The sequence below is a fragment of the Achromobacter mucicolens genome (genome assembly GCF_029866465.1).
Classification (GTDB): domain Bacteria; phylum Pseudomonadota; class Gammaproteobacteria; order Burkholderiales; family Burkholderiaceae_B; genus Achromobacter; species Achromobacter mucicolens.
This window is the reverse complement of record NZ_CP123364.1, coordinates 2,527,829-2,543,370: the sequence shown is the minus strand read 5'-3', so window position 1 is coordinate 2,543,370 and position 15,542 is coordinate 2,527,829. Positions and strand designations below refer to the sequence as shown.

Sequence of the window (15,542 nt, the reverse complement as noted above, 5' to 3'; positions counted from 1 at the left end):
CCCAAGTTGACCGTGGGGACATACCTGTGTGGAATTGCGGCCACGAGGCGTTGGCTTGCCGGCACCCCCGGCAATGCGCGCTTCACCGAAGCCGGTCCAAGAAGCCGGCCGGCTCGGAACAACAATATGGAGAAGACTCTTGAACGTGTTGTCACATGCCAAAGCCGCCCTGGCCCTTGCCATCGCTGGCGTCTGCTTGACCTCCGCCGCTCAGGCCGCCGATCCCTACCCCAATAAACCCATCCGGCTGATCGTTCCGTTCGCAGCGGGCGGCACCACCGATATCGTGGCCCGCGTGGTGGCTGAAGGCCTGGGCCGTGAGCTCGGCCAGCCCGTGGTCGTTGAAAACCGGGGCGGCGGCGGCGGCTCCATCGGCGCCGACGCCGTGGTGCGCGCCGCGCCCGACGGCTACACGCTGGGCGTGGCCACGGTGAGCACCATGGCCACCAATCCGGCCACCAATCCCAAGAACCCGTACAACCCGCTCAAGGACTTTGCGCCGATCACCAATATGGTGAACGTGCCCAACGTCATGACGGTCAACCCCAGCGTGCCCGCCAAGACGCTGGCTGAATTCATCACCCTTCTGAAGAACAACCCCGGCAAGTACAGCTATGCCTCGTCGGGCGCGGGCGGCATCAGCCACCTGGACGGCGAACTCTTCAAGTCGCTGACCAAGACCGACATGGTCCACGTGCCTTACCGCGGATCGGGCCCGGCGCTGAACGACGTCATCGCCGGCCAGGTCAATGTGCAGTTCGACAACCTGCCCTCCTCGATGCCGCACATTCAGGCGGGCAAGCTGCGCGCGCTGGCCGTGGCGGCGCCCAAGCGCCTGCCCGCCCTGCCCGACGTGCCGACGTTCGCCGAAGGCGGCCTGCCCGACATGGACAACATGGCGTGGTACGGCCTGGTGGCGCCCGCCGGCACGCCGCAAGCGGTGATCGACCGCGTCCACGCCGCGGCGGTCAAGGCGCTGAAGGATCCGAAGATCGCCCAGCGCCTGGCCGACGGCGGCTCGCTGGTGGACGGCAACACGCCGGCCGAATACGCCGCGCAGATCAAGCGCGAACTTGAACTGCGCCAGCGCATCGCCAAGGACCGCAACATCGTCCTGACGAACTGATACCCCAGTTCGACATGAAGGGCGCCAACGCTGGTTGGCGCCCTTTTTCGCCTCCTGCGCCGCTTGACGGCAATTGCCCGGGTGGTAGCATCTGCCCCGTGCAATCCGACATATCCTCCCTTCCCTGCGTCACCTGCGCCCTCTGCGCCCTGCGCTCAACGCTGTTGAGTTCGCAGGAGGTCGCCGCGCGTTCCGCTTACGCGCGGTCCAAGCCCGGCTAATCGCCCGCCTTTCCCCTTTCTGATTTCCTTGCTCCGGCCCGTTGCCGGCTGCCTGCGCACATCCCCGCGCGCCGCAGCCTGAAACCGGCCGGCGGGCGCACTGCCGCGTGGCAGGCGCCCGTCCCCATTTCGCCTGCGCACGCCTTCACGAAAGCTGGCGCGGCGGCCACGCACTGTCTTCGATTCAGCGCCATGCAACTCACCAAGAAATTCGTCAAAGCCAAGAACCCCTGCGCGGGCGGCTACAAATGGTTCCTTCGCGACCACAACGGCCAGGGGGACTACCAGGCCGTGCTCGACGCGCTCGTCGCCGACGGCCGCGTCGGCGATGCCTGCTGGCTGCTGGATCAGTTCGGTCCGACCGACGCCGTGCTGCGTCTGGACACGCTGGACGCGAACGCCATCGTGTTCGCGGGGACGCTGGAAGTGCGAATGGGCATCAACGTGGACACGGTGGTGCGCGCCGGACGCAGCATTGTCACGGGCGGGGGGATCCGGGCGGGCGAATCGATCGTCGCGGGCGAGAACATCACGGCCGGCGGCAACATCGCCAGCGCCGGCAACCTGCGGGCGGGCGGCGACGTGGCGGCCGACTGGGGCATCGAGACGGCCACCCGCCTGGACTGCGGCGGCAACGTGCGTGCCAAGTGGGACATCTGCGCGGGCCAGGATCTGGCCGTGACCGGCCACCTGCATGCCGGCCAGGACATCAGCGCGCAAGGCGCCATCAAATGCGGGCAAGGCATCAAGGCGGGCGGCAGCGTCCGCGCGGAACAGGAAATCCATGCCGCCTGCGGAATACAGGCAGGCGGATCAATCCAGTGCGGCGATCACCTTGCCTGCGGGTGGGGCATGATCGCCGGCGAGGACATCCGCGCGGAAGGCGCCATCCGGGCGGGCGAAGGCGTGCACGCGGCGGGCATCATCGCGGCCGGCCCGGGACACGGCGTCTATGCCGGCCTCAGCGTGCGGCTGGACGCGTGGGACCTGTGCGCGCGGGTCGTGGCGCAGACGCGGCCTGCTCAGCTCGTGAGCGGTCATTGGGCGGGGCCGGACGGCGCGCTTGACGCGCCCGCGACGGACGCCACAGCGCCGTGGAGCGGCTGGATGGACGTCGGCGCGGCGAACGGCACGGTCCCGGGCGGCGGCCCGCGCGCCTGAAAGCCGTGCCAGCGTCTGCCGAGGGCGCTATCGCTGCTGCTGCCCCTGATCGTTCCCCGACGCCGGATGGCGCAGGACGAGCATCAGCCCCGTCAGGATCGCGGCCATGCCCGCCAGGCTGAGCGCCGGCAGGCGATTGCCCAGGATCACGTAGTCCAGCGCGGCCGTGCCCACCGGCACCAGGTAGAACAGGCTGGTGACGTTGACGAGATTGCCCGCCTGGATCATGCGGTAAAAAAGCAGCGTGGCGCCCACCGAGATCACAAGGCCCATCCAGATCAGCGGCACGATAAAGCCGACGCTCCAGTCGGCATGCAGCGGCTGGAATGGCGCAAACAGCAGGCACAGCACAAGGCTGACCGCGTACTGCAATGGCATCACCGCCATTGGCGCCTGCCGGACGCGCTTTTGCAGCAAGGCCCCGCCTGTCATGCTGGCCAGCGCGGCGCAGGCGTAGGCGATGCCAGCCACGGACAAGCGGGTCAGCGCGATGCTTTGATACACCACCAGCACCAGCCCGGCCAGCGCCAGGCAAAGCCCTGCCAGACGCGCCGGGGCATAGCGGCGCTCGGTCAGCGCCAGCGTCAGGATGGGTTGCGCGCCAAGCAACGTGGCCAGCACGCCCGGCGTCACGCCATGATCCAGCGCGAGCAGATAGCAGATGGAGTAACTGCCGATCAGCAGCGCGCCCGTCGCGGCCACCTGAATGCGCGTGCCGGGCAGGGGCAGCCATCGCCGGCGGGGTGCGCAGATCAGGAGCAGCGCCGCCAACGCAAGCAGGAAGCGGCACAACAGAAATCCAAAGGCGGAGGCGTGCGACAGCCCCCATTTTGCGAAGATCGCGCCGCCGCTCCACAGCAGCACGAACAAGGTGGTGGACGCGCGGGCAGTCCACGCGCTTCGGTTGATGGACATGAGAAATCACCTGTCTGAATGGCAACAGACTCCAGCCCGGCGCGCGATGACGCGCGCTCTCGGGCGCGCGCTGCTCAGACGGCAGACGTCATGCGGCTTGCGGCGCGGCGCGAGGGGTCAGGCGGGAGAAGGGAAAGCGGCAGGTCAGCCGACGACGGCCGACACGGGACGGCGCAAAGCCAACCCTGGCGGGCACACGCCCGACACCACACCGCTGGGCGGCGAGGCGGGCGGCGGCGCCGCGTTCTTGACAGGAGAGACCGTCGGCGGAGAACCGGCAGAGAAGAAAGCCGGCACGCGCGCGCAGGCAAGACCGGCGCGGACGGCGCGGGCAAGCATGGCGAGAGGCGTGTGATCTGGCATCGGGGCAGACTACCGGCCGCGGGCCGAAGCGTCAAGCGTCAAGCGTCAAGCGTTGGCGTTGGCGTTGGCGTCGGAATCAACGCCAACGCGCCCCGCCGCTATCCGATCCGGCGCTGCTCCACGCCCATGTCCCGCCATGCCTCGCCGTGGCAGGTGAACATGAGGATCTGGTGCCGCGTGGCGGCGTCAAAGAGCGCCCGTTTCATGAAGTCGCGACGCGCGTCATCGGTGTGCACCAGCGCATCGTCCAGCAGCAGCAGCGTGGGCCGGCCGGCCTCGCGCAGCAGATCCGCGTAGGCAAAGCGCGCCAGGATGCCAAGTTGCTCGCGCGTGCCGAAGCTGAGCGCCTCCAGCAGATCCTCGCCGTCGCCGCGGCGCAGCGCCGTGGGCAGCAGCGCATCGTCCAGTCGCAGCGCGGCATCGGGAAAGAGCAGCGCCAGATAGTGGTTGAGCCGCCGGGCGAGCGGCGCCTGCAGGCGCTGCGTGGCCGCTGCGCGTTTGTCGGCCAGCAGCTTTTGCAGCAGGTCCAGCGCGGCGGCGCGCCGCGCGAACTCGTCGCGGCGCCGTTGCAGGCGTTCGCAGGCCGCCTGCATTTCGGACAGGCGTTCGCCCAGCCCCTGCGCCCCGGCCTGATCCAGCTTGCCCTGCAGCTGCAGGATGTCGCCGTGGCGCTTGTGCTGCGCATCGCGTTCGATGGCGGCGGATTTCTCGAACCGCTGCACGTCCTGCTCGGCCAGTTCGGGCCGGTGTTCGGCCAGCGCGGCCCGGGCCTCGCGCACACGGGCGTCGAGCTGGTCGTGGGCGCTGCGCACTTCAGCGAGCCGGCCGGCGCGCGCCTGCCGTTGGGCCACGCGTTCAGCGGACTGCAATTCGGCGCCCCGGGCTGCCGCCTGCCCTTCCAGCAACTGGGCGCGGGCCGTGTCGGCGTCCAGCGCGCGCTGCGCATCGGCAACCGCCTTTTGTGCCTGGGCGGCCACCGCTTCGGCTTCGCGCAGGGCCTGGATGGCGTCCGGCAGGCCGTCGTCGTCTGCGTCCGCGACATCACCGGGCACATCGTCGCTCAGGTCCTGCGCGGGGGGCAGTTTGGACAGCCTTTCCTGCAACTGGGCAAGACGCGCCCGCGCTTCGTCGCGCTGCGTGCGCAGCGCATCCACGCCGCGCGGCGCATGAATGCCCAGGGTTTTGCGCATGCCGTCCAGCTCGCGCTGCAACGCGGTGTAGCGGGCGTGGCGTTGCTCGGCGTCAGTCAGGGTGTCGACGCCCGCCCGCTTGAGCAACGCGGCACATGCCGACTCCGCGCGCGCCAGGTCGCGCTGCAGGGCCGGCAGATCCTGCCCGCCGGGTTCGATCTGCAGGCGGCCCACGCCGGGCAGGTCGAGTTCAGCCGCGGCCGTCAGCAGGACCTCTCCCGAGCCGCTGACCGCCTTGCCATCGAGCAAGGCTTGCGCGCCGGCATCGAGTCGGTAGCGCAGGCGGGTGGCCACGGCCTGTTGCTGCAATTGCAGATTGCCCAGTTCGCGGCTGGCCTTGCGCAGGGCTTCGATTTCGGCGTCGGAGATCTCCAGGCGCACGGCCTCGGTCTTGAGCGCGGATCCTTGTTCGATGAGGTGGGTGACCGCGATCAGGGCGGTGTCCAGGCGTTCGATCTCGGGCGTGAGCTGCGCCAGCTGGCGGTCCAGATCCCGGCGGTCGGCTTGCGCCTGAAGCTGCGCCACGCGACGGCGCGCGGCCTCGAGGGCGGCCGCATGCGACTGCCGCTGCTGCTGGGCGCGCACCAGCGGCTCCTGCATTGCCTGCACATGCGCGTGCGCGGCGCGCGCATCGCGCAGCAGCAACTGGTAGTCGGCTTCGTCCTGCTGATCGCGCCGGACCTGATCCTGCAGCAGCGCAAGTGTCTGTGCTGCCTGCGCCTGCTCGCGTTGCAGCCCGTCGAAGGCTTCACGTTCCTTGGCCAGCGCGGCCAGCCGCGCGCGGGCCTGCACGGCCTTGGTCTCGAAATCCTTCCAGGGCTGCTCGGCCTGCGCGCGTTCATGATCCCGCCGCAACTCGGCCAGGCGGTCGACGTCGGCGTTCAGTTGCGCCATGGCCTGCGCGCACGCGTCGCGCTCGGACATGGCGCGGGCAAGCGCGTCTTCGGCTTCCTTGTAGCTGCCCTTGGGCCGGCCGTTGCGCGCGTCCAGCAACGCGGCGCGCTCAGCCGAGACGCGGTCGAACAGGCGATCGCCGTCGCTGGACGCCAGCTCGCCGGAGAGCTGCGTCAAGGCATCGCGCAGATGCGAGCCGGCGTAGCCCGCGGCTTCGTGCAGGTTCTGGCCGTCGCCCTGGCGTATCCAGAGCAGGCCCGGTACGCCGGCCAGGTCGGGTTTGCTTTGGCCGCGTCCGGGGAGCTCAAAGCCCAGCAAGACCGCCAGCGCGTTTTCGGCCTCTTCGCCGTCCAGCCGCTGCGCGCCGTCGTCGACGACGAGTTCGCAGCGGGCCTTGGACAGGAACTGCTTTTTCAGGACGTACGAGTGATCCGCGTGCGTGAAGGCCAGCTCCACGCTGGGGCGCGCGCCCGACTCGCCGTGCGGCGCCAGGTCGGCGACCTTGCTGGTGCTGTAGCGTTCAAGGAACGCGGCACGGATGGCGGCGGCAATCGTGCTCTTGCCGGCCTCGTTGGGACCGACAAAGAGGTTCAGGCCGTCTTGCAGATTGTCCAGCGACAACGGCTGGCGGAACTTGCGGAATTCTTCGAGGGCGATGCGGGAGATCTTCATTTGGCGGCTCCCGGCGCAGCGGTTTCACGCTGGAAGCGCAGCAGCAGGCGCAAAGCCTCGCTGGCCACGGCGGACTGGTCGTCTTCGGCATGCGTTGCCTGCGTTGCCTGCAGCGCCTGCAGTTGCGCGGCGACCTCGCCCACATAGCCGCTGGCGCGCAATTGCGCCAGGTCGGCCTCGTCGGGTTCGAGCCGCACGCCCGACAGATCCGGCAGTAAGGCCCGTACCTGCGCGGCGGCTTCTCCCACCGCCTTTTGCAGCGCATCCCAGGTTTCAAGGTTGACGTGGCCCTGCACATCCAGGCGCAACACATCATCGGCGCGCAGCGCTGCCATGCGCTCGGCCAGCGCCTGCGCGTCTGACGATAGGCTGAGCGTCTCTGTCCAGGCTGACCAGCGATACCGGCCCGTCGCGATGCGTTCAACCACGGGCGCCATGCCGGGCGCGCCGATCTGCACGTCAAGCACGTAGCCAGGCTCGTTGCCCCGGAAGCGGTCCTGTTCGGGCGTGCCGGCATACCAGGTGCGGGCGTCGATGGACAGGCAGCCGTGCCAATCGCCCAGCGCCAGGTAATCCAGACTGGCGCGGTCCGCGCGATCGGGCGCGATGGGGTTGGTGGCGTCGATCGTGTCGGGCAGGCGGCCGGCAACGCTGCCGTGCGCCAGGCCCACGCGGATGCGCCCGGCTGGCGTTTCCAGCGTGTCGAAGGCCTGCGTGACGTCGTCGTAGGTATGGCGCTGCGTGAGCGGGGCCGCAAGCACGGCGAGGTTGGCCTGCGGCAGATCCACCACGCCGGTGACAAGCGGGACATGCACGTGGGCGGGAATGCAGCCCAGCTGCATGGCGCGGCTCCAGACGCTGTCGGCCAGCGCGGCATCGTGGTTGCCGGCGATCATGACCCAGGGCCCGGTGTAGGCGGACATGGCGGCAAAAAGCCGGCGGATGGTGCGATCCGAAACGGCTTGCGTGTCGAAGACGTCTCCGGCGACCAGCACGGCGTCCACGCGGCGCTCGGCGGCCAGGGTGGCGATGCGGGCCACGGCCTCGAAGCGGGCCTCGGCCAGCATGGCGGCATCGTCGGTTTCAAACTGGCCGTACTGACGGCCGATCTGCCAGTCGGCAGTGTGAAGGAAATGGGTCATGCGGCGATTTTGGCATAAAGCGGCGGGCCTTCCGGGCCCTCGCCGTGCTCAATTCAGCACACACAAAAAGACGCGGGCCGCATCGAAGCGGCCCGTCGGGGGGTGCGCCGGCAGCGGCGCGGTGGACGGATCAGGCGCCCTTGCCGTTCAGCACCAGTTCCTGACGGGAAGCGGCGCGCCGGTCGTAGCGCGACAGGCCAAGCCCGTCGGTGCTGATCGCGGGACGCTGGCCCATGACGAGGTCGGCGACCAGCTTGCCGGAACCGCAAGCCATGGTCCAACCCAGGGTGCCGTGGCCCGTGTTCAGATAGAGGTTGCCGTAGCGCGTGGCGCCGACAACCGGCGTGCTGTCCGGCGTCATGGGACGCAGGCCCGTCCAGAATTCGGCCTGGGCGACGTGACCGCTACCCGGGAACAGGTCGTTGACGACCAGTTCCAGCGTCTTGCGGCGGGCGTCCTTCAGGCGCAGGTCAAAGCCCGACAGTTCCGCCATGCCGCCCACGCGGATCCGCTGGTCAAAGCGCGTGACGGCGACCTTGTAGGTTTCGTCCAGAACGGTGGACACCGGCGCGGCGGCCTCGTCCTTCATGGGGATGGTCAGCGAATAGCCCTTGACCGGATACACCGGCAGGTCCAGTCCCAGGGGTTCCAGGAAACCGCGGGTGTAGCTGCCGAAGGCCGCCACGTAGCGGTCGGCCGTCAGGACCTCGTTGCCCACGCGCACGCCGGTGATCTGGCCGCCGGCCGTGTTCAGCCCCGTGACGCTTTGGCCAAAGCGGAAATCCACGCCCAGTTCGGCCGCCATGTCGGCCAGCCGGCGGGTAAAGAGCTGGCAGTCGCCGGTTTCGTCGTTGGGCAGGCGCAGACCGCCGGAAAGCTTGTGGGCGGAATTGGCCAGCGCGGGTTCGGCGGTCACGAGGCGGTGACGGTCCAGGAGTTCGTAGGGGACACCCACCTCTTCGAGCACGGCGATGTCGCGGCGCGCGGCCTCCATCTGGGCATCGGTGCGAAACAGCTGCAGCGTGCCCCGGGCGCGTTCTTCATAGTGGATGCCGGTGGAAGCGCGCAGTTCGCGCAGGCAGTCGCGGCTGTACTCGGACAGGCGCAGCATGCGTTCCTTGTTGACGGCATAACGGTCGGCCGAGCAGTTGGCCAGCATGGCGGCCATCCATTTCAGCTGGTACAGGCTGCCGTCCAGGCGGATCGCCAAGGGCGCGTGCTTTTGAAACAGCCATTTGATCGCCTTGAGCGGAATGCCGGGCGCCGCCCACGGGGTGGAATAGCCGGGCGAGACCTGTCCGGCATTGGCGTAGCTGGTTTCCTGCGCAGCCGCGGGCTGGCGGTCCAGCACGGTCACTTTGGCGCCCTGCCGGGCCAGGTAATAGGCAGTGGTGGTGCCGATGACGCCGCTGCCAAGGACGATCACATGCATGATTCTTTCCGATAGTTGGTATTGTCTGGGAATTTCGGTAGTCTATGACCCCTTCGGCAGTGAAAAACACTGAAGATTTTGCTTTACCAGTGCTTTTTCTCGGGCCACCCCGTTTTTTTGATCCGCAAAAGTGAAATGCGCGACCTCGACCGAATCGACCTCAAAATCCTCGATATCCTGCAGCGCGAAGGCCGGATTTCGGTCACCGAATTGGCAGAGCGCGTCAGCCTGTCGGCCACCCCCTGCTCCGACCGCGTCAAGCGCATGGAGCGCGAGGGCGTCATCACGGGTTACCATGCGCGCGTCAATCCGGCGGCGCTGGGCAAGAACCTGCTCGTCTTCCTGGAAATCAAGCTGTCGGCCAAATCGGGCGACGTCTTCGACAAGGTCAAGAAAGAGTTGCTGTACGTCCCGGAAGTCATGGAGTGCCACCTGGTGTCGGGGGACTTCGACTATCTGGTCAAGGCCCGCCTGACCGAAATGAACGAGTACCGCCGTCTTTTGGGCGAAATCCTCAAGCGCCTGCCCGCCTCCGCCGAATCGCACAGCTACATCGTGATGGAGGAAATCAAGGAGACGCTCTTTCTGCCGGTGGACCGTTAGGGCCTGTTCACACTAAAAGATGGGATGCGCCCTGCCCCGGCCACCTGCGGCCGCGGGGTTGTTACCGAAAAAACCGTTGGCGGCTGCTATGCTGCGGCCCTCCCGGCGAACCAATGCGTTCGTCCGACCCTATTTTTGCTCTTGCCTATGACCCGTCTTTATAAATACTTCTTTCGCGGCCTGATCACCGTCCTGCCGCTGGCGCTGACGATCTACCTGCTGTATCTCTTTCTGGCCTGGACTGAAGGCGTGGCGCTGACCTTCCTGCGCCCCTTCATCGGCGGCTTCTACGTGCCGGGCATGGGTCTGGCGCTGGGGATCCTGGGCATCCTGGCCATCGGCTATCTCGTGTCCAAGCAGCGCGTGCAGCGCGTTTTGACGCTGGTCGAGATGCCGTTTACCAACCTGCCGGTGGTCAAGAGCATCTATTCGTCGCTCAAGAGCTTTGCCGACTACTTTTCGCCCAGTTCCAAGAACACCGCCCAGCAGGTCGTTGTCCTGCGCATCCCGGGCCAGCAACTGGAGTTGGTGGGTCTGGTGACCCGCCGCGGCACGGACGGCCTGCCCGAAGGGTTCACCCAGGGCGACCGCGTCGCGGTCTACCTGCCGATGGGTTACATGATCGGCGGCTACACCGTCTTTGTGCCGCAGGAATGGGTGCAGCCCATCCAGATGTCGGTCGAGGAAGCCATGCGCTCGTCGCTGATCGCCTGGATGGCGCGCGCCGAAACCGGCAACAACCGCCCCGTGCCTCCCGCCGGCCCGCAGGTGCCCGTTGAAGCGCCCGCGGAGGCCCCCGCCGCAGCCCCGGCCGCCGCTTCGCCAGCCAACCCCGCCGCCCCGGCCAATCCCGGCACCCCCGGCAACGGCCCGGCCTGACCCCGCCGTTTCGAAAGCTCATCATGTCCATCATCGAATTCACGCTCGCCGAAGGCAGCCCCTATATCGAGATCAATCAGCTGCTGAAGGCGACCGGCCTGTGCGACAGCGGCGGCGCCGGCAAGATGCTGGTGGCGGACGGCCAGGTCAGCGTCGGCGGCGTGGTCGAAACACGCAAGACGGCCAAGATCCGCGATGGCCAGATCGTGACCTGCGGCGGCGTGCGCATCGTTGTCCGTGCCTTTGCCGGCCCGCATGACGACGCCGGCGGCAGCGCCTGATTCCCTGTTGATCCCCATTCGCCGCGAGCCGTCATGAAACTCAAGATGTCCCAGAACTCCATTTTTGCCGTGCTGCTGCGCTCGCCGTGGTGGATGAGCGCCGGCGTGGCCGTGCTGCTCAGCGCCGGTGGCTTTGCCGCGCTGCCGCTGGAGTATGCCGCGATGGGCGTCTTTGCCGCGGTGCCGTTCGCCGTGATTTCCCTGATGGCGGCCTACAAGCAACTGCGCGCCCCGTCCGGCGCGCGCGTGCAGGCGGTCACCGAAGCGGTGGCCGCGATGTCGTGGGCCGACTTTTCACGGACCGTTGAAGCCGGGTTCCGGCGCGACGGCTGCGAGGTCGAGCGCCTGCAGACGCCCGGCGCCGATTTCGCGCTGGGCAAGGACGGCCACGTGGCGATCGTCAGCGCCAAACGCTGGAAGGCCGCCCGGAACGGCGTGGAGCCGCTGCGCGAACTGCAGGCCGTGCGCGAAAAGCGCGGCGCCCGCGAAGCCATCTACATCGCGCTGGGCGACGTATCCGACAACGCGCTGCAATACGCGAAGGCGCAGGGCGTCTCCCTGATGACGGCGCCGGAACTGTCCAAGCTGCTGCGCGACCTGAAAGTCTGAAAGTCTGAAAGCCGCCGGGCGCGGCCTACACCACCATGACCGACGTGGCCGCCACGACGCGCCACGCGCCCGACGCAGAATCGGGCGTCCAGGTCCGCATGAAACGGAACGTGCCGTTGGCCGGCACGCCGTTGTAGCTGCCCGAGATGCGGGCCAGCACCGACACCACCGCGCAATCGGTCCGCGGCAGGATGCACTGCTCGGACAGGTCCAACGCATGAATCTTGAGCAGTCCGCCGCGGTGGGCGTCCAGGTCGTCTTCGCGCGTGACCGTCCAGCCCATGTGATTGACGAACAGCAGATCCGGGTCCAGCAGCGCCTCGAGCGCGGCGATGTCCGAGGACAGCATGGCCTGGCGCAGCCGTTCCTCGGCGGCCTGAATTGCGGCGGTGATCGAAGCGTGCATGGCGTGGGTTCCGGGCTGATCTTGGGATGACAACACGCCCGCATTCTATTCGGTCATCAGGCGTTTTGCCTTGTTGCCATTGCCGTACGCGCGCCCCGCGCGCATGCGCTTTAATTCACCTGCCGCCTGTTTGCGGCGCAACCCCACCTGTGATTTCCGAGATGACTTATCGCCTCCTTGCCGACCTTGTGCTGGTCATCCATGGACTGTTCGTCGCGTTCGTGGTCTTTGGCGGCCTCTTGGCGTTGTGGAGACCGCGCATGGCGTTCTGGCATCTGCCGGCGCTGGCCTGGGGCGCGCTGGTGATCGGCATGGGCTGGATCTGCCCGCTGACGCCGCTGGAGGTGTCGCTGCGCGAGCGGGCCGGCCAGGAAGGCTACGCGGGCGGCTTCATCGAACACTACATCCTCGGCATCATCTACCCCGAAGGCATCACCCGCCCCACGCAAATGCTGCTGGCGGCGCTGCTCATCGTGGGCAACCTTGTCATCTACACCGTGTGGGCGCGGCGCCGGGCCGGCGCGCGCCGTGAGGCCGCGGCGGCTTGCAGATAAGGGACGCCGCGGCGCTTCCCGTGGGGCTACAGACTACGCGCGATCACCAGGCGCTGGATGTCGCTGGTGCCTTCGTAGATCTGGCAGACGCGCACGTCGCGATAGATGCGCTCGACGGGAAAATCCTTCAGGTAGCCATAGCCGCCCAGCGTCTGGATCGCCGCCGAGCAGACCTTCTCGGCCATCTCGGACGCAAACAGCTTGGCCATGGAGGCCTCGGTCAGCGCCGGCCGGCCCGCTTCGCGCAAGGTCGCGGCGTGCAGCACCATCTGGCGCGCGGCGTGTATCTGGGTCGCCATGTCCGCCAGCCGGAACGACACGGCCTGGTGTTCGATGATCGGTTTGCCGAAGGCCTGGCGGTCGCGGGCGTAGTCGCGCGCGCATTCGAAGGCGGCGCGCGCCATGCCGACCGATTGCGCCGCGATGCCGATGCGGCCGCCCTCCAGGTTGGACAGGGCGATCTTGTAGCCCTCGCCTTCCTCGCCCAGCCGCCAGGCGGCCGGAATGCGCATGTCCTCAAAGGCAATCTGGCAGGTGTCGGAGGCGTGCTGCCCGAGCTTGTCTTCCACCCGCAGCACTTTGTAGCCGGGCGTGCTGGTGGGCACGATGAACGCGGAGATGCCGCGCTTGCCCGCGTCCGGGTCGGTGACCGCGAACACGATGACGGTCTGCCCGTTGCGGCCCGACGTGATGAACTGCTTGGCGCCATTCAGGATGTAGTCGCCGCCGTCGCGCCGCGCGCGGGTATGCAGGCTGCTGGCGTCGGACCCGGCCTGCGGCTCGGTCAGCGCGAACGCGCCGATGTGTTCGCCGCGCGCCAGCGGACGCAGGAACTGCGCCTTCTGTTCGTCATTGCCGAACTTCAGAATGGGCATGCAGCCGACCGAGTTGTGCACGCTCATGATGGTGGAGCAGGCACCGCTGCCCGCGGCGATTTCCTCCAGCGCCACCGCGTACGCGAGGTAGCCGCTGTCGTTGCCATCCCACGCTTCCGGCACCAGCATGCCGAAAAAGCCCAGTTGCGCCATCTCGGCGATGGCATCGGCGGGATAGTGATGCTCGCGGTCCCACCGCTCGGCGTTGGGCGCCAGGCGCTCCTGGGCAAACCGGCGCGCCATCTCCTGGACGCTTTGCTGTTCGTCGGTCAAAAGCATGCTTGTCTCTCCTGCTGCGCCAACCGGCAGGCAAGCCGCGGCGCGCGATTCTTGTGGGGTGCACGCGCGGCGCATGACGGAACGCGCCGCGTGATGGCGAGAATACACCGGCGCAGGCTAGGCCCGGGGCGCATCCTGTTCCGCGCGCTGCTGCGCCGGTCCCATCGCGCGGCTCAGGTTGTAGGCCGTGTTCACCAGCCCGATGTGCGAGAAGCCCTGCGGAAAATTGCCCACCAGCCGGCGCCGCACCACGTCGTATTCCTCGGACAGCAGCCCCAGGTCGTTGCGCAGCGACAGCAGGAGGTCGAAAAGCCGCTGCGCATCGCCCAGCCGCCCTTGCATCACGTAAGCATCCGCCAGCCAGAAGCTGCAGGCCAGGAACACGCCCTCCTCGCCTTCCAGGCCATCGTCGGTATCCTGGACGGCGTATCGGCGCACCAGCCCGCCGTGCATGAGCTCGCGCTCGATCGCGTGCACGGTGCCGGTCACGCGCGGATCGTTGGGCGGCAGAAAGCCCACCTGCGGGATCAGCAGCAGGCTGGCGTCCAGCGCTCGCGAGCCGTAGCTCTGCACGAAGCAGCCGCGCGTGCGGTCAAAACCGTTTTCGCAGATGTCCTTGTGGATGCGTTCGCGAATCCGGCGCCAGACTTCCACCGGCCCCTTCAATCCCCAGCGCTCGCAGGCCTTGACCGCCCGGTCGAACGCCACCCAGCACATCACCCGCGAATGCGTGAAGGCGCGGCGTTCGCCCCGCACCTCCCAGATGCCGTGGTCCAGTTCGCGCCAGCGCTGCTCCAGCGGCTTGAGCAACACGTTCTGCAGGCGCCAGGCCTCGGCAAGCGGCGCCAGGTCGGCGACGCGGGCCGCATACAAGGTGTCGATGAGCTCGCCGTAGATGTCGAGTTGGCTCTGCCCGGCCGCACCGTTGCCCCGGCGCACGGGCCGGCTGCCCTCGTAGCCGGGCAGCCAGGGGATTTCCAGCTCCGGCAGCCAGCGATCGCCGGCGATGCCGTACATGATCTGCAACTGGTCGGGGTGCCCGGCCACTGCGCGCAGCAGCCATTGCCGCCATGCCTCGGCTTCCTCGCGATACCCGGCGTTGAGCAAGGCGTACAGCGTCAGCGCCGAGTCGCGCAGCCAGCAATGCCGGTAATCCCAATTGCGGCCGCCGCCCAGCTGTTCGGGCAGCGAGGTCGTCGGCGCGGCGATGATCCCGCCGGTGGGCTGGAATGTCAGCAGCTTCAGCGTGATCAGCGAGCGCACCACCGCGTCACGGGTGCCGTCGCCCGGTCCGTCCCAATGGCAGCGCTTGGACCACTCCTGCCACCACGAGACGGTGCGGTCCATGCTTTCGACCCGGTCGGGCACGAACCGGGGCGTGCGGTGCGAGCGGTGATACGACAGGGTGAACGGCACGACGCGCCCGGGATGCACCGCAAAGCGCGCCGTCGTCTTCATGTCGTGGCCTTCCAGCTCGATGGGCGTGTGCAGCTCGACGGCGTCCGGCCCGGCGATGGCGTTGAGTCCGTAGTCGCGCCGCCGCACCCACGGCACGCTCTGGCCGTAGTTAAAGCGCAGGATCAGCTCCATGTCCATCTGCACATGGCCGGACTCGCCGCGCACGATGCGCACGACATCCACCCGCTCGTCGTCGTCGCTGAGCGGCATGAAGTCTTGCACCAGCACCGATCCCGTGCGGGTTTCGAAACGGGTTTCCAGCACCGCCGTGTCGGGCACGTAGCGGCGCGACGTGGCGCGGACCTTGCCGTGCGGCGCAATGAGCCAGCGTCCATGGCTCTGGTCGCCCAGCAACGCGGCAAAGCACGCGGGCGAATCGAAGTGCGGCAGGCACAACCAGTCGATCGAGCCGTCCCGCGCGACCAGCGCCGCGGACAGCATGTTGCCGATGAGGCCGTAATCCTCGAGCGGTTTGGACATGC

14 protein-coding genes are annotated in these 15,542 nt (G+C 68.0%); 7 read left to right on the top strand and 7 right to left on the bottom strand.

Going from position 1 to position 15,542, the window contains the following annotated elements; all coding sequences use genetic code 11:
* The first annotated feature begins 139 nt into the window (after positions 1 to 139).
* On the top strand, positions 140 to 1,126 hold the full coding sequence (locus QEP15_RS11640) for a Bug family tripartite tricarboxylate transporter substrate binding protein (protein WP_056317310.1): 987 nt from the start codon (positions 140 to 142) through the stop codon (positions 1,124 to 1,126).
* Between the two features lie 413 nt (positions 1,127 to 1,539).
* Positions 1,540 to 2,508, top strand: a complete 969-nt coding sequence (locus QEP15_RS11635) for a hypothetical protein (RefSeq protein ID WP_152384329.1) — start codon at positions 1,540 to 1,542, stop codon at positions 2,506 to 2,508.
* A 27-nt stretch (positions 2,509 to 2,535) separates the two neighbouring features.
* On the opposite strand, the gene QEP15_RS11630 is transcribed toward QEP15_RS11635, so the two are convergent.
* The 4 genes from QEP15_RS11630 to QEP15_RS11615 form a co-directional block, all read right to left on the bottom strand.
* Positions 2,536 to 3,423, bottom strand: coding sequence for a DMT family transporter (locus QEP15_RS11630; RefSeq protein WP_175155400.1), 888 nt, complete (start codon positions 3,421 to 3,423; stop codon positions 2,536 to 2,538).
* Between the two features lie 461 nt (positions 3,424 to 3,884).
* Positions 3,885 to 6,542 carry an AAA family ATPase gene (locus QEP15_RS11625; protein WP_280148797.1) on the bottom strand — a complete coding sequence of 886 codons (2,658 nt, stop codon included), beginning with the start codon at positions 6,540 to 6,542 and terminating at the stop codon, positions 3,885 to 3,887.
* A complete protein-coding gene (locus tag QEP15_RS11620; protein ID WP_152384326.1) occupies positions 6,539 to 7,684 on the bottom strand; it encodes a metallophosphoesterase family protein in 1,146 nt (381 codons plus the stop codon). Before QEP15_RS11620 ends, QEP15_RS11625 begins: the two co-directional genes overlap by 4 nt.
* Positions 7,685 to 7,814: 130 nt before the next feature.
* Entirely contained in the window at positions 7,815 to 9,116 is a 1,302-nt protein-coding gene (locus QEP15_RS11615; protein WP_152384325.1) for a D-amino acid dehydrogenase, read from the bottom strand.
* A 135-nt stretch (positions 9,117 to 9,251) separates the two neighbouring features.
* Here QEP15_RS11615 and QEP15_RS11610 point away from each other — a divergent pair, with 135 nt between their 5' ends.
* The 4 genes from QEP15_RS11610 to QEP15_RS11595 all read left to right on the top strand — a co-directional run bounded on the left by QEP15_RS11610 (position 9,252) and on the right by QEP15_RS11595 (position 11,488).
* Positions 9,252 to 9,719, top strand: coding sequence for a winged helix-turn-helix transcriptional regulator (locus tag QEP15_RS11610; protein WP_056317296.1), 468 nt, complete (start codon positions 9,252 to 9,254; stop codon positions 9,717 to 9,719).
* A gap of 147 nt (positions 9,720 to 9,866) precedes the next feature.
* Positions 9,867 to 10,598, top strand: a complete 732-nt coding sequence (locus tag QEP15_RS11605) for a DUF502 domain-containing protein (RefSeq protein ID WP_152384324.1) — start codon at positions 9,867 to 9,869, stop codon at positions 10,596 to 10,598.
* A gap of 23 nt (positions 10,599 to 10,621) precedes the next feature.
* Positions 10,622 to 10,879 carry an RNA-binding S4 domain-containing protein gene (locus QEP15_RS11600; protein ID WP_063953978.1) on the top strand — a complete coding sequence of 86 codons (258 nt, stop codon included), beginning with the start codon at positions 10,622 to 10,624 and terminating at the stop codon, positions 10,877 to 10,879.
* Positions 10,880 to 10,912: 33 nt separating this feature from the next.
* On the top strand, positions 10,913 to 11,488 hold the full coding sequence (locus QEP15_RS11595; protein WP_152384323.1) for a restriction endonuclease: 576 nt from the start codon (positions 10,913 to 10,915) through the stop codon (positions 11,486 to 11,488).
* Positions 11,489 to 11,513: 25 nt separating this feature from the next.
* On the opposite strand, the gene QEP15_RS11590 is transcribed toward QEP15_RS11595, so the two are convergent.
* Positions 11,514 to 11,894 (bottom strand): nuclear transport factor 2 family protein, encoded by a 381-nt coding sequence (locus QEP15_RS11590; RefSeq protein ID WP_152384322.1) that lies wholly within the window; start codon positions 11,892 to 11,894, stop codon positions 11,514 to 11,516.
* 161 nt (positions 11,895 to 12,055) lie between these two features.
* Between QEP15_RS11590 and QEP15_RS11585 the strand changes: the two genes are divergently transcribed.
* Positions 12,056 to 12,448, top strand: a complete 393-nt coding sequence (locus QEP15_RS11585; RefSeq protein WP_152384321.1) for a DUF2784 domain-containing protein — start codon at positions 12,056 to 12,058, stop codon at positions 12,446 to 12,448.
* 26 nt (positions 12,449 to 12,474) lie between these two features.
* Here QEP15_RS11585 and QEP15_RS11580 read toward each other — a convergent pair whose 3' ends face one another.
* Together QEP15_RS11580 and QEP15_RS11575 are read right to left on the bottom strand one after the other, a co-directional pair.
* The gene (locus QEP15_RS11580) at positions 12,475 to 13,602 is read right to left on the bottom strand and encodes an acyl-CoA dehydrogenase family protein (RefSeq protein WP_180099364.1); all 1,128 of its coding nucleotides are present in this window, start codon (positions 13,600 to 13,602) and stop codon (positions 12,475 to 12,477) included.
* A 117-nt stretch (positions 13,603 to 13,719) separates the two neighbouring features.
* Positions 13,720 to 15,540, bottom strand: coding sequence for a glycoside hydrolase family 15 protein (locus QEP15_RS11575; RefSeq protein ID WP_217618459.1), 1,821 nt, complete (start codon positions 15,538 to 15,540; stop codon positions 13,720 to 13,722).
* Positions 15,541 to 15,542 lie beyond the last annotated feature (2 nt).